This window comes from Myxococcus sp. MISCRS1 (assembly GCF_026626605.1).
GTDB lineage: Bacteria > Myxococcota > Myxococcia > Myxococcales > Myxococcaceae > Myxococcus > Myxococcus fulvus.
This window is the reverse complement of record NZ_JAPNKB010000001.1, coordinates 5,938,192-5,959,069: the sequence shown is the minus strand read 5'-3', so window position 1 is coordinate 5,959,069 and position 20,878 is coordinate 5,938,192. Positions and strand designations below refer to the sequence as shown.

The 20,878-nt window shown below is 69.7% G+C and carries 16 protein-coding genes; 8 read left to right on the top strand and 8 right to left on the bottom strand.

Features of this window, described 5'->3' with window-relative positions; translation table 11 throughout:
• Positions 1-147: 147 nt before the first annotated feature.
• Positions 148-954 carry a CheR family methyltransferase gene (locus OWM54_RS23605; protein WP_267698942.1) on the bottom strand — a complete coding sequence of 269 codons (807 nt, stop codon included), beginning with the start codon at positions 952-954 and terminating at the stop codon, positions 148-150.
• A gap of 219 nt (positions 955-1,173) precedes the next feature.
• Here OWM54_RS23605 and OWM54_RS23600 point away from each other — a divergent pair, with 219 nt between their 5' ends.
• Together OWM54_RS23600 and OWM54_RS23595 are read left to right on the top strand one after the other, a co-directional pair.
• A complete protein-coding gene (locus tag OWM54_RS23600; RefSeq protein ID WP_223783850.1) occupies positions 1,174-3,255 on the top strand; it encodes a M3 family metallopeptidase in 2,082 nt (693 codons plus the stop codon).
• 1,710 nt (positions 3,256-4,965) lie between these two features.
• The gene (locus OWM54_RS23595; RefSeq protein WP_223750366.1) at positions 4,966-6,147 is read left to right on the top strand and encodes a serine hydrolase domain-containing protein; all 1,182 of its coding nucleotides are present in this window, start codon (positions 4,966-4,968) and stop codon (positions 6,145-6,147) included.
• Between the two features lie 4 nt (positions 6,148-6,151).
• On the opposite strand, the gene OWM54_RS23590 is transcribed toward OWM54_RS23595, so the two are convergent.
• Positions 6,152-7,768 carry a R3H domain-containing nucleic acid-binding protein gene (locus tag OWM54_RS23590; RefSeq protein ID WP_267698941.1) on the bottom strand — a complete coding sequence of 539 codons (1,617 nt, stop codon included), beginning with the start codon at positions 7,766-7,768 and terminating at the stop codon, positions 6,152-6,154.
• Entirely contained in the window at positions 7,708-7,920 is a 213-nt protein-coding gene (locus OWM54_RS23585) for a hypothetical protein (protein WP_267698940.1), read from the bottom strand. Before OWM54_RS23585 ends, OWM54_RS23590 begins: the two co-directional genes overlap by 61 nt.
• A gap of 271 nt (positions 7,921-8,191) precedes the next feature.
• On the opposite strand from OWM54_RS23585, the gene OWM54_RS23580 reads away from it, so the two are divergent.
• The 4 genes from OWM54_RS23580 to OWM54_RS23565 all read left to right on the top strand — a co-directional run bounded on the left by OWM54_RS23580 (position 8,192) and on the right by OWM54_RS23565 (position 12,636).
• A complete protein-coding gene (locus tag OWM54_RS23580; RefSeq protein WP_267698939.1) occupies positions 8,192-9,871 on the top strand; it encodes a DUF1592 domain-containing protein in 1,680 nt (559 codons plus the stop codon).
• Positions 9,868-11,211, top strand: coding sequence for a DUF1552 domain-containing protein (locus tag OWM54_RS23575; protein ID WP_267698938.1), 1,344 nt, complete (start codon positions 9,868-9,870; stop codon positions 11,209-11,211). The genes OWM54_RS23580 and OWM54_RS23575 overlap by 4 nt, the downstream gene beginning before the upstream one ends.
• 71 nt (positions 11,212-11,282) lie before the next feature.
• Complete coding sequence (locus tag OWM54_RS23570; protein WP_248545507.1) at positions 11,283-11,921, top strand: CAP domain-containing protein; 639 nt, start codon at positions 11,283-11,285, stop codon at positions 11,919-11,921.
• Positions 11,922-11,997: 76 nt separating this feature from the next.
• Positions 11,998-12,636, top strand: a complete 639-nt coding sequence (locus OWM54_RS23565) for a CAP domain-containing protein (protein ID WP_267698937.1) — start codon at positions 11,998-12,000, stop codon at positions 12,634-12,636.
• Here OWM54_RS23565 and OWM54_RS23560 read toward each other — a convergent pair.
• The 4 genes from OWM54_RS23560 to OWM54_RS23545 form a co-directional block, all read right to left on the bottom strand.
• Positions 12,630-14,186 (bottom strand): alpha/beta fold hydrolase, encoded by a 1,557-nt coding sequence (locus tag OWM54_RS23560; protein WP_267698936.1) that lies wholly within the window; start codon positions 14,184-14,186, stop codon positions 12,630-12,632. The two genes, OWM54_RS23565 and OWM54_RS23560, sit on opposite strands and share 7 nt — an antisense overlap.
• 109 nt (positions 14,187-14,295) lie before the next feature.
• Positions 14,296-15,126: a dienelactone hydrolase family protein gene (locus OWM54_RS23555; RefSeq protein WP_223783843.1), complete on the bottom strand. Its 831-nt coding sequence runs from the start codon at positions 15,124-15,126 to the stop codon at positions 14,296-14,298.
• 114 nt (positions 15,127-15,240) lie between these two features.
• Positions 15,241-16,020, bottom strand: a complete 780-nt coding sequence (locus OWM54_RS23550) for an FKBP-type peptidyl-prolyl cis-trans isomerase (RefSeq protein ID WP_223750374.1) — start codon at positions 16,018-16,020, stop codon at positions 15,241-15,243.
• A 211-nt stretch (positions 16,021-16,231) separates the two neighbouring features.
• On the bottom strand, positions 16,232-17,161 hold the full coding sequence (locus tag OWM54_RS23545) for a heme-dependent oxidative N-demethylase family protein (RefSeq protein WP_267698935.1): 930 nt from the start codon (positions 17,159-17,161) through the stop codon (positions 16,232-16,234).
• Between the two features lie 209 nt (positions 17,162-17,370).
• Here OWM54_RS23545 and OWM54_RS23540 point away from each other — a divergent pair, with 209 nt between their 5' ends.
• Both OWM54_RS23540 and OWM54_RS23535 read left to right on the top strand, forming a co-directional pair.
• Positions 17,371-18,876 (top strand): parallel beta-helix domain-containing protein, encoded by a 1,506-nt coding sequence (locus OWM54_RS23540; RefSeq protein WP_223750376.1) that lies wholly within the window; start codon positions 17,371-17,373, stop codon positions 18,874-18,876.
• Between the two features lie 28 nt (positions 18,877-18,904).
• Positions 18,905-20,161, top strand: a complete 1,257-nt coding sequence (locus OWM54_RS23535; RefSeq protein WP_267698934.1) for an SO2930 family diheme c-type cytochrome — start codon at positions 18,905-18,907, stop codon at positions 20,159-20,161.
• A gap of 84 nt (positions 20,162-20,245) precedes the next feature.
• Here OWM54_RS23535 and OWM54_RS23530 read toward each other — a convergent pair whose 3' ends face one another.
• Positions 20,246-20,740: a MarR family winged helix-turn-helix transcriptional regulator gene (locus OWM54_RS23530; protein ID WP_223750377.1), complete on the bottom strand. Its 495-nt coding sequence runs from the start codon at positions 20,738-20,740 to the stop codon at positions 20,246-20,248.
• Between the last annotated feature and the right edge of the window lie 138 nt (positions 20,741-20,878).

Below are 20,878 nucleotides of genomic sequence, written 5' to 3'. Positions count from 1 at the left end.
ATCGTTGCATCCCTCCGGCCAGGGGACTGACTCGACCCCGAAAGTCTCGCGGTGGTACCGGGCGCTCACGACTCACTCAAGGCCGGGTGCGTCACATCTCACGCGTGAAACATCTCGCATGTCTCAAGGGTGTGCACCGACCCGGCTTCACTGTTCAACACGACGGAAGATGGGCAGTGAGCCCGCAACGCGCTCCAGCATCGCGCCGTCCTCGGGAACCGACTCCTCCACCCCCGTGACGAGCAGCCCTCCCGGCGCGAGCCGCGCCACGAGCCCCGCGAGCACCTCTCGCTGAAGCGCCGGCGCGAAGTAGGTGAAGGCCACGTTGCGACACAGGACGAGGTGAAAAGGACCCTCCGGCATGCGGGCTCGCAAGTCCTGCTGGACGAAGGTGAGCCCCTCGCGGAACGCGGGCGCGAGACAGGCCTCCGCCTCGGTGCCGGGGAACGCCTCCGCGGCCCACGCGCGCGGCAGCTCCCGGAGCGAGCCGCGCGGATAACAACCCCGACTCGCACGCGCGAGCAGCGCCTGGTCGGCCTCCGTGGCGAGCACCTCCCACCGTGCCTCCGGAAAGCGCGGCGACAGCCCGAGCCGCAAGAGCAGGCTCACCGTGTAGGGCTCCTCCCCCGAAGCGCAGCCCGCGCTCCACACGCGCAGCACCGACGTCGACCCGAGCAGCGCGGGGAGCAGCGTGTCCCGCAACACATCGAAGACCTCGGCGTCGCGGTAGAAGCGCGAGACGGTGACGCGGCAGAGCCCGTCCAACACCGCCCACTCGCCCTCGTCGGACTCCAGCCGGGCGCGGTACTCGGCCACGCTCGTGAGTCCCAGGGCCGCGAGCCTGCGGCCGATGCGCTTGCACACCTGCCCTCGCACCCGACGGAAGCCCTCGATCCGCAGACGAAGACGCGGGCCCGCCCAGCGCATCAGCTCGACGCAGTCCTCATCCCTCACCGCGGCCTCCCGCACACCTGCACTCGCACCCGACGGAAACCCTCGAGCCGCGGGCCCGCCCAGCGCATCAGCTCGACGCAGTCGTCGTCCTTCACCCCGGCCTCCTTGTGTTCGAAGCCGTCCGAGAATGTCAGCAGGCCCGGGCGACGGGCGAGCACGGCAGGCCGGGATGTGGCATGACGCTCGGGCGTTTGTGTTGGAATCCCGGAGGAATCTGCCTTGAAGAGACTGACTGCGCTCACCCTGTCGGCGGCCCTGGCGGCGGCCGGCTGCACGCATGGCACCGCGGCCACCGAGCCGACCACCCCGCCTGAGCAGGCCACCGCGCCCGCCACGCCGGCTCCGGAGAAGACCCCGGCGCCGCTGCCCGCGCCCCGGACGTCGGACGTGCTCGCCGGCACCGCCGAGGCCTTCACCGCCGCCTGCACCGCCGACCTCGAGCGCGCCCAGGCCCAAATCACCGCGCTCAAGAAGCTGGACGCGCGCAAGGACGCCCAGGCCGTGCTCGCCGCGTATGACGAGGCGACGGGCTCGCTCATCGCCGCCGCGAACCGCTCCAGCCTCGCGCGCGAGGTCCACCCGCTGCCCGCCTTCCGCGACGCCGCCCGCGAGTGCGAGCAGCGCGTGGACGCCCTCAACGTGGAGATCTCCCAGGACCGCGGCGTCTATGACGCGCTGTCCGCGGTGGACCTGTCCCAGGCGGACGGGCCGACGAAGTACTGGATGGAGCGCACGCTGCTCGACTTCCGCCGCGCCGGCGTGGACCGCGATGACGCCACGCGCGCGAAGGTGAAGTCGCTCAACGAGGAGCTGCTCAAGCTGGGCCAGCAGTTCGGCAAGAACATCGCCGAGGGCGTGCGCCAGGTGTCCCTCACGCCCAAGGAGCTCGCCGGGCTGCCCGAGGACTACGTGAAGTCCCACCCGGCCGGGAAGGACGGCAAGGTGGTCATCACCACCAACTACCCCGACTACTTCCCGTTCATGACGTACGCGAAGGACGGCAAGGCGCGCGAGAAGCTCTGGCGCACCTACCGCCAGCGCGCCTTCCCGGCGAACCAGGAGGTGCTCCAGCAGCTCATCGCCAAGCGCCACGAGCTGGCCACGCTCCTGGGCTACGAGTCCTGGGCCGCGTACACCACCGAGACCAAGATGACCCGCACGCAGAAGGCCGCGTCGGAGTTCATCGACCGGCTGGCGGACGCCACCCAGGCGAGAGCGAAGCAGGAGTTCGCGGACCTGCTGGCGCGCAAGAAGAAGGACGTCCCGAGCGCCAAGACGCTCGAGCCGTGGGACCAGGACTACTACGAGGACCGGCTGCGCGCGGAGCGCTTCGGGTTCGACTCGCAGCAGGTGCGCCCGTATCTGGAGTACAGCCGGGTGAAGGCGGGCGTGATGGACATCACCTCGCGCATCTGGGGCATCACCTACCAGCGCGCGGCGGACGCCAAGGTGTGGCACCCGGAGGTGGAGGCCTACGACGTGCTCGACAACGGCACGCTCCTGGGCCGCATCTACCTGGACATGCACCCGCGTGACGACAAGTACAAGCACGCGGCCCAGTTCGACCTGGCGCAGGGCCAGGCCGGCAAGCGGCTCCCCGAGGGCACCCTGGTGTGCAACTTCGCGCGCCCCGGCGAGCTGATGACGCATGACGAGGTGGAGACGTTCTTCCACGAGTTCGGCCACCTGCTGCACGCGGTGTTCTCCGGCAAGCAGCAGTGGAGCGGCATCTCCGGCATCCGCACCGAGTGGGACTTCGTCGAGACGCCGTCGATGCTCCTCCAGCAGTGGGCGGGCAACCCGGAGGTGCTCAAGGAGTTCGCCAAGCACCACGAGACGGAGGCCGCGATTCCCGCGGAGATGGTCGAGAAGCTGCGCGCGTCGAAGGAGTTCGGCAAGGGCCTGTGGGCGCGGCGGCAGCTGTTCCTGTCCGCGGTGAGCCTGGACTACTACTCGCGCAAGCCGGGCTTCGACACCACGGCGGCGCTCGTGGAACAGCAGACGAAGCTCAGCCCGTTCAAGCACGAGCACCGCCCGGGAACGCACTTCGAGCTCGCGTTCGGCCACCTGGATGGGTACTCGGCCGCGTACTACACGTACCTGTGGTCCTCCGTCATCGCGAAGGACCTGGAGACGGAGTTCCAGAAGAAGGGCTACCTGGACCGCGAGACGGCGATGAAGTACCGCCGCACCGTGCTGGAGCCGGGCGGAGCCAAGCCCGCCGCCGAGCTGGTGAAGGACTTCCTCGGCCGTGACTACGGCTTCGAGGCGTACCGCGCCTACGTCGACGCCGGGAAGTAACACGCATCCCCCGGGGAGCCCGTGTCACCATGGGCTCCCCATCCAATGGGTTGACACCTTCCCCACCCTGAAGCCTCACAACAAATCCATTGCAGACATCATCAACGCAGATGTACCCTTCGCCCGCCCATCCTGGGGCAATGAAGAGGGGGACATATGCGTCAAATCAAGTCGCACATCGCGGCGTCGCTCATGGCGGCTGCGTTGGGGCTGCTTCCCATCGCGGTCTCGCTGACGAGCGCACCTGCGGATGCAATGCATTGTGAGTTCCTTGAGCAAGGGTGCGCCAACAACGGCAACCCTGGCGGGGGTGGCTCCGGCGGAGGGAGCGGGGGCGGCGGGACAGGCACGGGAGGGGGCGGCGGCAGTGACCCCACCTATCACTTCACGTGCCCGGCTGGTTACCAAGTCTACTGCGTGGATTACCAGAACGGCACGGGCCTGCACTGCACCTGCCGCAAGATCGTCACTCCTGATGGCGGCACGCCGTAAGCAAGGAATCCACTGAATCATGAAGGCAACGATGGTACGCCTGACATTGTGCGTGGTTGGCATCACCATCGTTGCCGGCTTTGCCACGAACTGGCGATTCGGTGTTCCCCACATCGAGAGCCCTGCCACAGCTGCATCTTCAACCTCAGAGCCAACACCGTCTGTGCCGTTCGGCCCGAAGCCACCTCTCCATGCCGAGAAAGGGGCGGTGCGAGACGCGCGGCGACAAGCATCCTCGGCGACCGTCAGCGCGATTCCAGCGACCCAGCAGGTGTCAGCCCCTCGTCCGTCCGAGCCCTCCTCCACGCCAGGCGCGGACAGCCTTCTCGGCCCCGACCAGCAAGCGGAAGACGCCGCGCCGGCCACCGAATCCCGGCGCTGCGCCAACAGCTCTGACTGCCCCACGGGGCAAGGCTGCGTGTTCGAACCTCGCGACAGCATCATGAGCTGTCAGTCCTCCAACTGCGCGCGCGATGAGGATTGTGCCCAGGAAGAGGTCTGCCGGCTTGCCAGCAACGTCTCTTCTGGAGCGCCCATCCATCGCTGCATGTCCTCCGGCACGCGCAAGGAAGGCGAGGCGTGTCACCACCTGTCGAGTGACCTCTCCCAGATGTGCGACAGGGGGCTGCGCTGTGTCCAGGGCAAGTGCGGACGCCCTTGTGAACTGAACACCTTGGGGAGCTGCCCCTCGGGGCAGCGCTGCGTCGCAACACCGGGTGGCCCTGGCTGCATGCCGTCATGTCGTGAAGGGCAATGCCCGCAGGGCCAGGAGTGCCTCGAACTCGACGCCGCGCCGGCATGCTTCACCCGCATCGGAAGAAACTGCCTGGATACGGGGTGCGCGGAGGGTGAGGTCTGTGAGGTCGACGCGCGTCTCGAGGCCGCCATCTTCGAGTGTCGCAAGAGCTGCAGTCCCTTCAAGGCCCACAGCTGTCCCCCTGGGTCCGTCTGTGGTGCCGGCAGCCAAGGCCGTAGTGTCTGCTACCGAGCCTGCGACTTCGGCGAGCAACTCTGCCCACAGGGACAAGAGTGCTACACGGTGACGGAAGACCTCAAGACCTTTGGATGCCGACAGGTGACAGCCCCTCGGGGATGAACCGCATGTCTTGGTAATCGGGTTACCGAAGTCTCCTCGGAACAATTGAAGGAGCCCGGTGGCGCCGGTAGATTGAGCCTCGACTTCGAGGGTGGAGACGCCTCGGTCCGGAGCTCATCTCGATGAAACTGCTGCATGCGTGTGTCCTGGGTCTGTTCGTCACCAGCGGCTGTGCCACGACGTCCGCTTCACGTCAGGCGCCTCCTTCCCTTCCTGACACGGCCGCGCTGGATGCCGAGGTCGCTCGCGCCATGGCGGCGACGGGCGCCAAGGGGCTGGCCATCGCGGTGATTGACGACGGGCGCGTGGTGGCTACGCGGGCCTACGGCGCTCGCAACGCCCAGGGCGAGCCGCTCCAGACGGACACCGTGATGTATGGCGCCTCCATCACCAAGACGGTCTTCGCCTATACGGTGTTGCAGCTGGTGGACGAGAAGAAGCTCCAGCTCGACACGCCCATCTCGCGCTACCTCGACAAGCCGCTCCCGGAGTACCCGGACGAGCAGCGCTACTCGACGTGGTCGCACCTGGCCGATGACGAGCGCTGGAAGCGAATCACGCCGCGCCACCCGCTCACCCACAGCGTGGGCTTCGCCAACTTCGGCTTCCTCGAGCCAGACCAGCGGCTGCGCTTCCACTTCGACCCGGGCAGCCGGTATGCGTACTCGGGGGATGGGCTCATCCTGTTGCAGTTCGTGCTGGAGCGGGGACTCGGACTGGACCTGGGCGCGGAGATGCAGAAGCGCGTGTTCGACCGCTTCGGCATGGTCAACACCAGCATGGTTTGGAGACCGGACTTCGCGAAGAACCTCGCGGACGGGTGGACGATGGAGGGCGCGGTGGAGCCGCACGACGAGCGCAGCACCGTGCGCGCCGCGGGCTCCATGGACACGACCATCGATGACCTGGCGCGCTTCGCCGCGGCGCTGGTGCGCGGTGAGGGCTTGTCGTCACAGTCCTTCGCCGAGCTGACCTCGCCGCAGCTCGCCATCACCACCAAGAGCCAGTTCCCCTCGCTCCAGGCCGAGCTGCCCGTGGAGCAGCGCCGCAAGGACCTGGCCGCGGGGCTCGGCGTGGTGCTGTTCGAGGGGCCGCAGGGGCGCGGCTTCTACAAGGGCGGGCACAATGACAGCACCGGCAACACGCTCGTGTGTCTGCCCGGCGCGCGCCGCTGTGTGCTGATTCTCGCCAACGACGTGCGCGCCGAGAACGCCTTCCCCCAGCTGGTGCGCTTCGTGCTGGGGGAGACGGGCGTGCCCTTCGATTGGGAGTACGGCGACCGGGTCTTCTGGGACGGACGCTGAGCGCTCACGCGCCGCCTTCCGTCTCCTCCGCGAGCGCGGCGTCGAGCTCCGCGCCCAGCGGGTAGATGACCAGATGCCTGGAGGGCTCGCTGCCGTGGCTCACCGCCTCCAGGCGGTAGCGGCTCACCAGACGATGCTGGAGCTTGCGCACGCGGGGCTGGCGCGGTGCGAGCTCCACCAGGACGCCCTCGCGCAGGGCGCGCTGGACGGCGGCCTCGGCCTCGGCCACCGCCTCGCGGACCTCCTCCGCGTCCACGCCCTCCAGCACGTTGAAGAAGCCCTTCAACATCCGGCGCAGCTCCGCGGAGCTGCTGCGCTTCACGGACTCCACGCGCGCGCCGGTCTTCGCCACCACCCGACGCATCCTCGGGTCGTTCGCGTTCGAGCGCAGCGTGACGACGAGGTCCGCCGACTCCAGCCGGCTGACCAGTCGCACCTCCACCGGAATCTCGCGCAGCACCCGCTGCAACAGCTCCCGGCTCACGCCGTGCGGATAGATGCGCGTGGGGCGGGCCGCCGGCGCGGCCCCTTCCTCCTGGGGCTCGTCGACGAACCGCGAGGAGAACCGCGTCTGCCTGGGGCTCGCGGGCTCCGGCGCGCGCGGCTCCGGACTCGGTGCCGGCAGTTCGTCAGGTGGCGGAGTGAAGGGCCCCCCGTGCTCGGGCGTCTCACCTGACACAGAGACGCCCTCGGATGCCGGTCCCTCGGGTTCCTCTTCCGTGCTCGACGCGGCTCTTCCTTCCGGAGCCACCGTGACCTGCCTCGCGGGCTCCACCTCCACGCGCCCCGACTGCGCGTCCTGCCTTCGTCGCTCGCCGCCGACGTCCTTGCCGGCCAGCAGCCGGTCCACCGCCTCCGCCGTGTCGCCGTGCACACGCACCTCGTCACGGCCCACCATCTCCACCACGATGTCGAACGTGGGCGGCGACTTGCGCTCACTCACCGTCTTCTGCGTGCGCCTGCGCCGGGCCTCGTCGTCGCTCAGCGTCACCGTCTGCACCCCGCCCACCAGGTCCGACAGCGTCGGGTTCAACACCAGGTTCTCCAGCGTGTTGCCGTGCGCCGTCGCCACCAACTGCACGCCCCGCTCGGCAATCGTCCGCGCCGCCGACGCCTCCGCCGAGGTCCCGATTTCATCCACGATGATGACCTCGGGCATGTGGTTCTCCACCGCTTCGATCATCACGTCGTGCTGCCGGTCCGGCCGCGACACCTGCATCCGCCGCGCCCCACCAATCCCCGGATGCGGCACGTCCCCGTCCCCACCAATCTCGTTGGACGTGTCCACCACCATCACCCGCTTGCCCAGGTCATCCGCGAGCACGCGCGCCACCTCGCGCAGCTTCGTCGTCTTCCCCACCCCGGGCCGCCCCAACAACAACAGGTTGCGCCCCGAGCCGATGAGGTCCTTCAACATGTCGATGGTCCCGAACACCGCCCGCCCCACCCGCAGCGTCAGCCCCACCACCTGCCCGCGCCGGTTCCGGATGGCCGACACCCGATGCAACGTCCGCTCGATGCCCGCGCGGTTGTCCTCCCCCGGCGCCCCCACCCGCTCCATCACCTGACGCAGGTCCTCCACCCCCACCGGCGTCTCGCGCAGCCGCACCACCCGGTCCACCAGCCGCGCCTCCGGCACCGCCCCAGGTCCAACACCACCTCCAACACCTCCGAGGGAGCAAGCGCCCCCACCGCCGTCCGCAGCCCCTCCGGCAACACCTCCACCAGCAACAGGAAGTCATCGGCGACGGCATCGACACGCGGTGAAGTCATGGCGCCTCTCCTCTACCGGAACGCCCGGGGCGGCATCCATGCCCCTCCACCTCAACCTGCTCCCTCCACCACCCTCCCGCACGCCCACCAACGGCACCCCGCTTCCCCTCGACCGCCCTCCTCCGACCCATGACAGGGCACTGCCCACCCCCTCACCCTCCCCTCGGGACGGCCCCCGCGTTCACCGCCCACCGCCTCGCGCTGGAGAGGGATTTGCTTCGGCCCTCACCGAACTCCGCCTCGGGCGGCTCGGTGAAAGGGGGAAGGTGCAGTGACTTCCAGGTTTCACGAACGGAGGCGACGCCCCTGGCGCGCCCGCGCGAGCACGGGCCTCCTCCTGCTGCTCGCCGCCTGCAAGGGAGACTCGCTGCCCAAGGCCCGCGTCCTCCCCGAGCCGCCGCCCACCCACGCCGAGGGCTGCGAGAACACCTCCGCGGACCCGGGCCGCGTCACCCTGCACCGCCTCAACCGCGCCGAGTACGACGCCACCGTGAGGGATTTGCTCGGCGACACCACCCGCCCCGCGCGCGACTTCCCCGCCGATGACCACGGCTACGGCTTCGACAACAACGCGGACGTCCTCAGCCTCTCGCCCCTGCTGCTGGAGAAGTACGCCACCGCGGCGGAGAAGCTCGTGGAGAACGCCTGGGCCCAGGGCACCGTGCGCACCTGCACCCTGGACGCCACGAACCCAGAGCCCTGCGCACGCGACATCCTCTCGCGCTTCGCCCGCCGCGCCTGGCGCCGCCCCGTGACACCCGAGGAGGTGGACCGGCTGCTCGGCGCGCTCACGCTCGCGAAGCGACACGGAGACCCGCCCGAGGCCGGCGTGAAGCTCGCCCTGCGCACGGTGCTCGTCTCGCCCCACTTCCTCTTCCGCGTGGAGAAGGACCCGCAGGCAACGTCCCTCTCGCCCCATCGGCTGGACGCCTTCGAGCTGGCGAGCCGCCTGTCCTACTTCCTCTGGAGCAGCATGCCCGACGAGGCGCTCCTCCAGGCCGCGGAGCAGGACCAGCTCTCCACGCCCGCGCAGTTGGAGGCCCAGGTGCGCCGCATGCTCGCGGACCCCAAGTCCCAGGCCCTGGTGAGCAACTTCGCCGGACAGTGGCTCTTCACCCGCGCGCTCGCCTCCGCCGAGCCGGACCCGATGCTCTACGGCACCTTCAACGAGGACCTGCGCCAGGCCATGCGCCAGGAGACGGAGCTCGTCTTCCAGGAGTTCCTCACCGGCGAGCACAAGCTGCGCGACCTGCTCGACGCGCCGTTCACCTACGTCAACGACGCGCTCGCCGCGCACTACGGACTGCCGCTGCCCGGCAGCGCCACGCCGAAGCGCGTGGACCTGTCCGCGCACCCCGAGCGCCAGGGCATCTTCGGCCACGGCTCGCTGCTCACCGTCACCTCCAATCCGGACCGCACCTCGCCCGTGCAGCGCGGGGTGTGGGTGCTCGAGCAGCTGCTGTGCTCCGCGCCGCCGCCACCGCCGCCGAACGTCGAGGGCCTGCCGCCTCCGGTCAACCCGCTCATGACGATGAAGGAGCGCATGGCGCTGCACCGCAGCCTGCCGCAGTGCCAGGGCTGTCACCGGATGATGGACCCGCTGGGGCTCGCGCTGGAGAACTACGACCCCATCGGCCGCTGGCGGCTCAACGAGGTCAGCGGCGCGCCGGTGGACGCCACGGGGGACCTGCCCGACGGCGCCGTGCTCAACGGTGGCGCGGACATGCGGCGCTTCGTCAAGGAGGACCCGAAGCTGCCCGCGTGCATCACCGAGCACCTGCTCACGTACGCGCTCGGCCGGGGCATGTCCGAGGCCGACGCGTGCGTGGTGCGCGAAATCTCCGCCTCCGCGGAGGCCAGCGGCGGGCGGCTCGTCGACTACATCCTCGCCATCGTCCTCAGTGACTCGTTCACCTCCCGGCGCGGCGACACGGAGGCCCAGACGCCATGAGCCACAAGCGGCCACTCTCCCGTCGAACATTCCTGCGCGGCACGGGCGCGCTGATGGCGCTCCCGTTGCTCGAGCGCATGGTCTCCACCGCCCACGCCGCCGAGGCGCCCCTGGCCCCTCGCCGCCTGGCCGTCTTCTACGTGCCCAATGGCATCCACATGCAGAAGTGGCTGCCCACCGGCACGGGCGCCGCCTGGGAGCTGACGCCCACGCTCCAACCCCTGGCGGCGGTGAAGAGCGACGTGCTCGTCATCAGCGGGCTCACCAACGACGCGGGCAGGCCCGACGGCGACGGCCACCACGCCGCGGGCACCGCCGCGCTCTTGTCCTGCATGAAGGCCGTCAAGACGGAGGGCACCGACTTCCGCGCGGGCATCTCCATGGACCAGGTCATCGCCCGACACCTGGCCCAGCAGAAGGCCACGCGCTTCGCCTCGCTGGAGCTGGGCAACGACGCGGGGCGCGGCATCGGCAACTGTGACTCCGGCTACGCGTGCCCCTACGCCAACAACATCTCCTGGGCCGGGCCTCGTACGCCCATGGCCAAGGAGGTGCGCCCCAAGGCCGTCTTCGACCGGCTCTTCGGCGGCGTGGACCCCGGCTCCACCCAGGCCCAGGTGGAGAAGCGCCGCGCCTATGGCCTGAGCATCATCGACTTCGTGCGCGAGGACGCCACGGCGCTCCAGAAGCAGCTCGGCGTGACGGACCAGCGCAAGCTGGAGGAGTACTTCACCAGCGTGCGAGATTTGGAGAAGCAGCTGGAGGTCCTGGGGCAACAGGTGCCCGTGTGCGGCGCCCAGGTGTCGCCCGTCGACAACGAGGACCCTCGCGCCAAGACGAAGGCGATGATGGACCTCATCGTCCTCGCCTTCCAATGCGACCTCACCCGCGTGGCGACCTTCATGCTCGCCAACGCGCGCAGCAACAAGGTGTACGGCTTCCTCGGGCTCAGCGGCGGACACCATGCGTACTCGCACCACCAGTTCGTCCCGGCCAACTTCGACGCGCTCTCACGCATCGACCGGTGGGAGGTGGAGCAGTACGCCTACCTCGTGCGGCGGTTGAAGGAGAGCCGGGATGCCAGCGGCGCGTCGCTGCTCGACAGCTCGATGGTCTACTTCACGAGCGAGCTGGAGGACGGCAACGGGCACATCCATCGCAACCTGCCCGTGCTCATCGCCGGCCGGTGTGGCGGCGCGGTGGGCACCAACCGACACCTGCGCGCGACGGGCCTGCCCATCGCCAACCTCTACATCTCCATGATGCGGGCCATGGGCGTCCCCGGAATCACGACTTTTGGCTCGGACGGTACGGGGGAATTGCCGGGATTCGGGGGGTAGCGCCCGACCTCGCGGCATGGACGCAAAACGTCACCATGCATGGACGGACGTCCTGACGCATCATCCTCGGCATGCGTCCGTCTTCCGTGCTCCGCGCAGTCGTCCTGCTCCTGCTCGTGTTTCCTCCCGGCTGCGCGTCGGCCTCGAAGTCCAGCGCGCGCAAGGCCGCGCCGTCCCAGCGGGCCTCCGCCAGCGCGCCCCGGGGACAGCAGGCCCGGAGCGCTCCGCAGACCCGGCCCGCGCAGCCCACGGCGAAGGACTTCGCGCGCGACATGGTGGAGGCCCACAACCAGGCGCGCGCCCAGGCGCGGCCCACGCCGAAGCCCGCGCTGCCGCCGCTCGTCTGGTCCGACGAGGCCGCTCGCCAGGCCGCCTCCTGGGCCAGGGCCTGCAAGTTCGAGCACAACCCGGAGCGGGGTGAGTACGGCGAGAACCTGGCCGCCGCCACGCCGGATGCGTGGACCACGCCGCAGGTGGTGAAGAGCTGGGCGGACGAGGTCTCCGATTACGACCACGCTCGCAACACGTGCAAGAAGGGCAAGGTGTGCGGGCACTACACGCAGGTGGTGTGGCGCAAGACGACGGCCGTGGGCTGCGCCACCGTGACGTGCAAGAAGAACTCGCCCTTCGGGGCCGACTTTCCCACGTGGCAGCTGTGGGTCTGCAACTACGCGCCGCCCGGAAATTTCGTGGGACAGCGGCCCTACTGAGACGCGGTGTCGCCGTGGGAGGGTGCGTGGGTGCGTACACCTTCCGGAGGCCCGTGGCGCCGTCGATAATCGCGGGATGAACCGCTCCTCCGTCCGACGTCTGCTGGCCCTCGGTCTGCTCGTGCCCTGCCTCGCCACCGGCTGCGGCTCCGATGATGACAACGATGACGACACGCCTTCGGGGGATGCGGGGCCCCCGGATGGAGGGGGCTCGGGCAGCCCGGACTCCGGTACGCCCGACTCGGGCTCCGGGTCGCTGTCGCAGTTCGCGCAGGACATGCTGACGGGGCACAACGCCACGCGGGCCTCCGCCAGGCCCACGCCGAGCCCCGCGCTGGAGCCGCTCGGCTGGGACACGGGCGCGGAGGACGTGGCGAAGGCGTGGGCGGCGAAGTGCCAGTGGGGGCACAACCCCAACCGCGGCCCCTACGGTGAGAACATCACCGCGGCCACGCCCAACTCCATGTCCACGCTGGAGGTGGTGAAGGGCTGGAGCGATGAGGCCGTCGACTACAACTACGCCAACAACTCGTGCGCGTCGGGCAAGCAGTGCGGCCACTACACGCAGGTGGTGTGGCGCGACACGAAGCGCGTGGGCTGCGCCACCGTGACTTGCACGGAGAACTCGCCGTTCGGCAGCAGGTTCCCCACGTGGCAGTACTGGGTCTGCAACTACGCGCCGCCGGGGAACTACACGGGACAGAAGCCCTACTGAGATGCCAGGGCGCGCAGCCATGCGGAGAGGGTGTCCAGCGCCTGCCGGGACAGCGTCTCCACGGCGGGCGACTCACGCGTGACCACGGCGAGAGCGTGGTCCGCGCCTTCGATGACCTTTACTTGTGCGCGGTCGTTCGCGCCGGTGCGCTTCGACAGCCCCTGGTTGAGCGCTCGCGCCGTGAGCGCGGCGGGGGTCGTCTCGTCGCGCTCGCCCAGCAGCGCGAGCACGGGGCCTCGCACGCGTGGCAGGTCCTCGGCCGCGTCGTAGGACAGCACGTCGCGCCACAGCGGACGCTGGCGCTCCAGGAAGCGCTCCACCGTCACGTCTCCGAGTGACGACAGCGGCGTCACCGCGAGCCAGCGCTTGCGCTTCGCGCGCTGGAAGTGGAAGTCGAGCGTCTTGCGTGCACGGGCCTCGCCGCCGTCCTCGTACAGGCGCGCGTCGTGGAGCACCTCGAGGAACTCGTTCAGGTCCACCAGCTCCGGCCCGGTGAGGCCGCGCTTGCGGCCCTCGTTGCGCATGCGGTGTTGCTCCTGCTTCCACACCGCGCCGGCTCCGCCCGAGATGAGGATGAGGAAGCCCACCTCCTCCGGCGCGCGCGCCGACGCGTTCACCGCAGCCCACGCGCCTTGCCCGAAGCCCATCAGCCCCACGCGAACCGCGGGGCCCAGCCGCTGCCGCAGCAGCCGCACCGCCGCGAGGCCGTCATCCCCCTGCGCCTTCAGCCCCGGCTGGAGAGCGTCTTCGGCAGTGCGGCCGTCATCGCCCGGCCCCTTCAGTCCCGGCTGGAGAGCGGCATCGGTGGTGCGCTTGTCATCGCCCTGCTTCTTCAGCCCCGGCGCGCGAGCGTCATCGGTGGCGCGGCCGATATCACCTCGAGCTGTCCCCGCTCCCGTGGCATTCGCGCTCGTGCGTGTGGCATCGGTGGCCCGGCCGACATCACCCCGAGCCGGCCCTACTCCCGTGGCACTCGCGCTCACGCGAGCGTCATCGGTGGCGCGGCCATCACGCCCCTGCGCGCTCAGCCCCGTCCCACGTGCGTCGTAGGTGAGCACCGTGAATCCATGCTCCACCAGCAGCGCCGGATAGGGCTCCAGCGCCGCGCGAGAGCCCCGCCCCACGTCGTGCAGCAGCACCACCGCGTTCCTGGGCACTCCCGTCCCCGGCAGCCACAGGGTCGCCGGCAGCTCCGCGCCCTCCACGGACACCGTCACCGCCTCGGTGCGCACCGGCGCCGGCGCGAGCACCATCGGCTCCGCGCTCACCCCCGTGAGCACCAGCTCCGGCGATCGCCACGTGACGCGCGCCTCCGGACGGCTTCCCGCGAGCGCCCACACCCCGGGCTCCCTCGGCTCCAACCGCCAGCGCCGCCGCGAGGCGAAGTCCATCAGGAACGGGGCCGTGCCCTCCCCCGCCACCCGCACCAGCCCTCCATCCGGCCGACGCCAGACCCCCTCGACGGGGACCGTCGCCCCGGTCGCCCAGGCTCCGCTGCCGACGAGCACCAGCCCCAGGACCACCACCACGCTCACACCCAGCCTCGGCACGCCACGCCTCCGATGATTTGACGCGCGCGCGTTCAAGCCGACCCGGGGCCCCGGACGCAACACCGTGTCGCGTCCGGGCTCGCTCGTGTGGACCGCTGGACACTCCCACTCAGCGCTTCAGGTGGTGCTCCAGGAACATCGACGTCTCCGCCCACGCCCTGGCGGCCGACTGCTCGTCGTAGCGCGCCCCCGAGGGGTTCGCGAACGCATGCTCCCCATCCAGCTCGACGATGCGGTGGGCAATCCCCAGCTGGTCCAGCGCCGCGCGGAACTCCGCCACCTTCTCCAGCGGAATGGACGCGTCCCGCGTCCCGAAGATGCCCAGCACCGCCGCGCGGATGGTCGACAGCTCGTTCACGTCCGTCACCGGGCTGCCGTAATAAATCACCGCCGCGTCCAGCTCCGGCACCAGCATCGCCGTGCGCAGGGACATGCTCCCGCCGAAGCACCACCCCAGGCTGCCCGTGCGCGTGGCCTTCACCCGCGCGTCCTCCTGGAGGAACTTGTGCGCCGCCACCAGCGTCTGCCCCGCGCGCGCGTGGTCCACCGCCTTCACCAGCGCCAGCGCCTCCTCGGACGTGGTGGCCACCTTGCCGCCATACAGGTCCACCGCCAGCGCCGCGTAGCCGTTGGCCGCCAGCCGGTCCGCCCAGTGCTTGATGTGCGAGTTGAGCCCCCACCACTCATGGAGGACCAGCACCGCCGGCAGGGGCCCCTTCGCGCCCTCGGGCAGGCTCAGGTACATCTTCGTCCCGGCCACCTCCACCTCCTGCCCCTTCAGCTCGGGCGGCGCGTCGTCGCGCAGGGTGTGCATGGCCTTGAACTCCGCCTCGGAGACCGCGCCCGTGGGAGAGGGCTCGCGCCGCACCTCCACCGGCTTGCCCCGCGTGCAGCCTGAGACCAGCAACAACACACCCAACCACAGCAGGTGACGGTGCATGAACGCTCCTTCGCGCCCTGAGGCGCTCGCATGACTGCAAACGAAGAGGGCCGGCAGGGAGCATCCCCGCCAGCCCTCCATGTGCCCACGCTCCAATGACTGGAGCGGGCCGGACTACTTCTTCTGCTCGGCGGACGGAGGCGTCGCGGGAGCGGCCGGCGCGCCAGCGGGGGGGGCCTCGGGCGGCTTGACGATCTCCAGCAGCTCCACCTCGAACACCAGCGCCGAGCCGCCCGGGATGTTCGGGGGCGCGCCGCGGTCGCCGTAGGCGATGTCGGACGGGCACACCAGCTTGGCCTTGCCGCCGACCTTCATCTTCTGCACGCCCTCCGTCCAGCACTTGATGACGCCCTGGAGCGGGAACTGCGTGGGCTCGCCACGCTTGTAGGAGCTGTCGAACTCCGTGCCGTTGGGCAGCGTGCCCTTGTAGTGCACCTTCACGATGTCCGTGGCCTTCGGGGACTCACCGGTACCGGGGGTGATGTCCTTGAACACCAGGCCGGACTCCGTCTTGGTGGCGCCGGACTCCTTGGCGGCCTCGTCCAGGAACTGCTTGGACTTCTCCTTCTCCTTCTCCGCCTTGGCGGTGGTGCGCGCGCGCGCCAGCTCCTGGAGCTTCGGCCCGTACGTCTCCAGCTCCACCGCGGGCTTGTCGCCCTTCACCTGGGCGTTGAGGCCCGCCTTGACGTACTCCAGCTCCTCCGGAGTCATGTCGAACACGCTGATGCTCTTGCCAATGGACAGACCGAGCGCGTACAGCGTCTTCTGGTCCTCGGTCTGCGGGTTGGCCGCCGCGCCCGCCGTCGCCGTGGCGGTGGCGCCCCCGTCCTTCGCACCCTGCGGCTGGCACGCCGTCAGGCTCAGCATCATCGCAACCAGACACATCTTCCGCATGTGTTTGCCCTTCCTTCGCTTGTGGCCGCGGCGGCGAAAGCGCGCCGCCAATCTCTCGTTCCGGAGGGGCGACTTACTACAGAAACGCGCGTCCTTCCTCTTGGCGCCGCACCGCGACGCCCATCCGCCGCCCTCGTTTCATCCGGGTAGGATATTTCTCCACCCACCATCCCGAGGCCCTACGAACGCGAAGGGACTCCGGGCTCGAGCGTCAACAAGCGCCAGGGCGGCGCAGGTACGCGAGGAGCGGCTCGCGCAGGGGGCCCAGGCGCTTGTAGCCGCTCAGGTCGTCCGGGACGGTGGCGAGCACGCGGGCCAGGCGCTGGCGGCGCTCGGGCGTGGGCACCTCGCCGGCCACCGGGGCCACGTAGGTGTGGATGGTGAAGAGGATGGCGCCCGTCTGGGGCAGGCGGCTCAAGGTCTGCCGCTCCAGGCGCAGGAAGCAGCGCTCCCCGGCGTTGTCGGGCGTGAGGCCCTCGAAGAGGTGGCGCCACTCGGGGAAGGAGCGCGGCTCCATGCACAGCCTGTCGGTGACGGTGACGGCCCAGTTGCAGCGGGTGACGGGGCGGCCCGGCTTGAGGCCCTCCAGCAGCTTCAGCGTGCCGCGGCCCATCTGCTCGGCGAAGCCCGGCACCGGCGCGTGCACCGCGAGCAGGGACTTGCCCAGCTTCTCCCCCAGGCTCCAGCCAGAGGGGAAGCAGAGCTGTCCGGCGATGAGCGGGCAGCCCTCGCGCGTGCCGTCCAGCACCAGCAAGTCCTCCTGCACCTGCCTCCCCACCCAATCCAGCGGCGCGAACGGCAGGCCGTCCTCCTGGCCCGGCGTGAAGGAGGCCGCGTCGCCCGTGAGCGTGTTGTGCCAATGCCAGCGCCCGTCGTTGTCGACCCGCAGGGTGAACGACTCCGGTGTCTGCTCGGCCATGCGCGACAGCAAGAGCCGCAACACCTCCCACTGCTGGGGCCCGGTGCCCGGCTGCGCCTGGAAGCGCGCGTGCGGGTCCTCGCCGAGCAGCGAGGCTTTCAACGCCAGCTCAGCGCGATAATGCGCTGCGTCTACCTCGATGAGTGTTTCACCGGGACGCAAGGCGCGCACTCCAAGTGCCATGGCGTAGGCGTCCTGCTCGAAGGGGAAGTAGGGCAGCACGTGGACGAAGCTCCGACCCGAGAAAAATACAGCCTGCCATTCCTTGCACATCGCAGCGCGTCACGAAACCCAGGCGCGAAGGAAATCCTCACCTCACCCTTGAGGTCGGGCGCGGGCGGGATGAGGATTCGCGCCATCCCTTGGCCCCGCCCCGCTCCGCTCCCCGTCGAGACACGAGGGGGGCATGGCCGACTCCTGGAGGAACCCTGATGAACCGTCTGTCACGTGCCGTGCTCGTCGCCGCGCTGAGTCTGCTGGCCCTTCCCGCCTGCTCGGACGACGACGAGGACCGTCAGTTCGCGAGCCCCAACCCGAGCCCGGGAGAGCCCGCGACGGACGCCGGCACGCCCGACTCCGGCACGCCGGACTCAGGTGACGTGTGGCCCGCCGAGTTCTCGTGTACCGATGCGCAGCGCAAGACGCTGACCTTCAATCCGGGTCAGGAGCAGGACCTGCAGAACGCCGTCAATGACTTGCAGCCGTGCACCACGGTGCAGCTGGGCGCGGGCACGTTCAAGTTCAACAACGCGGTGACCATCCGCCAGGACGGCATCACCATCGTCGGCGCGGGTCGGGGCGCGCAGGGCGAGGGCACCGGCGGCGCCGCCAGCACCGTGCTGGACTTCTCCAACGCAGTGGCCAACACCAACGGCCTGGACGTGGTGGGCAAGCTGTTCACGGTAAAGGACGTGGCGCTGTGGAACGCGAAGAAGGACGCGCTGCGCGTGGAGAACTCGTCCAACGTGTTCATCCAGCGCATCCGCACCGAGTGGGCGGTGGAGAACGACGAGAACAACGGCAAGTACGGCATCTACCCGGTGAAGTCGCGCTACGTGCTCATCGAGGACTGCGAGGCGTACAACGCCGCGGACGCGGGCATCTACGTGGGCCAGACGCGCTACACCATCGTCCGGCGCAACATCGCGAAGAAGAACGTGGCGGGCATCGAAATCGAGAACACGCGCTTCGCCTACGTGGAGGGCAACACGGCCATCGACAACACCACGGGCCTGGTGGTGTTCGACCTGCCGGGCAACCCCATCAAGGGCACCGACATCCTCATCACCAAGAACACCATCACGGGCAACAACCGGCCGAACTTCGCGTCGGTGACGGCCAGCAGCAGCACGGTGTCGCAGGTGCCGGCGGGCACGGGCACGTTCATCCTGGCGTCGCGCCGGGTGGAGTTCGTGGGCAACACGTGGGGTGACAACGGCTCCGTGGACATCGCGGTGCTCAGCGGCCTGGCCATCGAGCCCAACCCCATCCTGTGGTCGGCGGGCTTCTTCAACTTCAACACGGGCGATGTGTCCATCCACGACAACACGTTCCTGGGTGGCAGCGGCGCGAACGTGGACAACGGCCAGCCGGACCTGCAGAAGCGCCCGCTGGGCGCGCTGATGTTCAACCTGTACGCGTACGGCAAGGCGGTGCACGGCGTGGAGCGCGTGGAGCACGTGCTGTGGGACGGCATCGACCCGGCGCCGCGCGCCGAGGGCCGCGAGCCCAACGCGCTGAACCTGTGCTTCTACAACAACACGGTGCCGGCCACGACGAAGCAGGCGGTGGTGGACCTGGACCTGCAGTCGGTGCAGGCGTACCTGACGGCGCAGACGCCCAACCCGGCGGCGGCGTGGGCCGCGACGGCGCGCTACGACCAGGGCGCCGAGCCGTTCAACTGCCGCGGCTTCGCGCCCGCGCTGGACCTCCCCTGAAGTGAGCGGACCGAGGACGCCCGTCGCCATGCGCGCGCCGTACACGAAACATCTGGGCCTCGCCGCGGTGCTGCTCGCCGCGGCGGTGGCCGCCTGCTCCGGTGACGAGGACCCACCGGGCAACGAGCCCACGCCGGACGCGGGCAATCCCTCGCAAGGGGATGCCGGCACGCCGGACGCGGGTGCGCCGGACTCGGGCCCGGACGCGGGGCCCCCCGACGCGGGGGTGCCGGACGCGGGTCCCCCCGACGCGGGCACGCCCGACGCCGGGCCTCCGGGCACGGTGGTCATCCCGAACAAGCTGTCGGACCTGAAGCTCTTCACGGGCACGCCGGCGACGGGGGACTTCCAGCCCGTGGCGGGCAACATCCCGTACGAGCTGACCACGCCGCTGTTCTCCGACTACTCGCTGAAGTCCCGCACGCTGTACGTGCCGGACGGCAAGAAGGCGCTGTATTCGGCGAACGACGTGTTGGACCTGCCGGTGGGGACCATCATCACCAAGACGTTCGCGTACCCGGCGGACTTCCGGGAGCCGGACAAGAATGTGCGCCCGCTGGAGACACGCATCCTGGTGCGACAGCCGAGCGGCTGGGAGGCGTATCCCTACGTCTGGAACGACGCGCTGACAGAGGCGACCAAGGTCGTCGGCGGCTACGTATTCGAGAACTTCGAGTTCATCGACGCCGAGGGCGTGAAGAAGACGTTCAACTACCTGGTACCCCAGCGCAACCAGTGCCAGAAGTGCCACCACGAGGTGGACGCGCAGGACAACCAGTACCTGGTGCCCATCGGCGTGAAGGCGCGCTACCTCAACCGGGAGCACGTCTACGACGGGCAGCCGGTGAACCAGCTCCAGCACCTGGCGGCGCTGGGGAAGCTGGGCAACCTGCCTTCCGCCAACATCCCCCGCGCGCCGAACGCGTTCGACGCCACGGAGGCCACGGTGGCCGAGCGGGCGCGCACGTACCTGGACATCAACTGCGCGCATTGCCACAACCCGAAGGCGCAGCCGGGCATCACCAGCCGGCTGTTCCTGGACATCAAGACGACGGACGAGTTCAGCCTGGGCTACTGCAAGCGCCCGGGCTCCGCGGGCAGCGGCGTGGGCGGTGAGTTCGACATCGTCCCCGGAGACCACTCCACGTCCATCCTCTGGTACCGGCTGCACACCGAGGAGTCGGGGAAGATGATGCCGGAGATTGGCCGCGCCCTGCGCCATGACGTGGGCTCGCAGCTCATCGCCGATTGGATTGACGCCATGCCGCCGCAGTCCTGCAAGTAGCGGCGCGACAGTCCTGGGTGTGGATGAAGGCCCTTCGCCGCTGCCCCTTCGAGGCACGGCGGAGGGCCTTCGCCTTGTCGGGCCTCAGCGAGTCGGCCGCACCCGGCGGCGGCGCGCCGCGTCCTCACCGCCCAGCGACACGAGCATGCCCGCCAGCAGCGTGCGGGCCTCCTGCAGCGGGCCTTCGCCATGCTGGCGCTCGAAGCGCTTCTGGAGCGCGGAGCGCAGCGCCCGGGACTTCTCCACCGACGCGAGCCCGCGGGGCGACAGCGCCACCTGGCGCACGCGCGCGTCCCCGGTCTCCGTCTTGTCCACGTAACCCAGCGACTCCAGCTCCGCGACGGACTTGGACGCCGCCTGCTGCGTCACGCCCAACAGCTTCGCCAGCTCGCTGATGGAGCGCGCGCCGCCCAGCAGGTGCTGGAAGACATGGCCGTGCGAGTGGCGCAGCCCGGTGAAGCCCGCGCCGTGGAGCTCCTCCAGCACCTGGTCGTTCATCCGCTGCCCCACGAAGAGGGCCAGGTACCCCAGGTCCAGCGACTCGGGGCGCACGTCCACGTCTTCCATCCGGCGTGACATGCGCCACTGTGTCGCATTCACATCCCGGGTTGTGCAATGCGGGTCCTCCCTGGACCTGGCCTTGTCGTCGTCGACCCGTGGGTCCTTTCGTGACATCGCCCCCCAGGACTTTCCGCAGGCGTGTCGCATAATCCCGCC

Excerpts from the sequence above, each read along its gene's own strand:
- OWM54_RS23570 (WP_248545507.1), top strand. The coding sequence starts at position 11,283 with ATGCGTCCGTCTTCCGTGCTCCGCGCAGTCGTCCTGCTCCTGCTCGTG.
- OWM54_RS23565 (WP_267698937.1), top strand. The coding sequence starts at position 11,998 with ATGAACCGCTCCTCCGTCCGACGTCTGCTGGCCCTCGGTCTGCTCGTG.
- OWM54_RS23535 (WP_267698934.1), top strand. The coding sequence starts at position 18,905 with ATGCGCGCGCCGTACACGAAACATCTGGGCCTCGCCGCGGTGCTGCTC.
- OWM54_RS23540 (WP_223750376.1), top strand. The coding sequence starts at position 17,371 with ATGAACCGTCTGTCACGTGCCGTGCTCGTCGCCGCGCTGAGTCTGCTG.
- OWM54_RS23555 (WP_223783843.1), bottom strand. The coding sequence starts at position 15,126 with ATGCACCGTCACCTGCTGTGGTTGGGTGTGTTGTTGCTGGTCTCAGGC.
- OWM54_RS23595 (WP_223750366.1), top strand. The coding sequence starts at position 4,966 with ATGAAACTGCTGCATGCGTGTGTCCTGGGTCTGTTCGTCACCAGCGGC.
- OWM54_RS23585 (WP_267698940.1), bottom strand. The coding sequence starts at position 7,920 with ATGACTTCACCGCGTGTCGATGCCGTCGCCGATGACTTCCTGTTGCTG.
- OWM54_RS23575 (WP_267698938.1), top strand. The coding sequence starts at position 9,868 with ATGAGCCACAAGCGGCCACTCTCCCGTCGAACATTCCTGCGCGGCACG.
- OWM54_RS23530 (WP_223750377.1), bottom strand. The coding sequence starts at position 20,740 with ATGTCACGCCGGATGGAAGACGTGGACGTGCGCCCCGAGTCGCTGGAC.
- OWM54_RS23550 (WP_223750374.1), bottom strand. The coding sequence starts at position 16,020 with ATGCGGAAGATGTGTCTGGTTGCGATGATGCTGAGCCTGACGGCGTGC.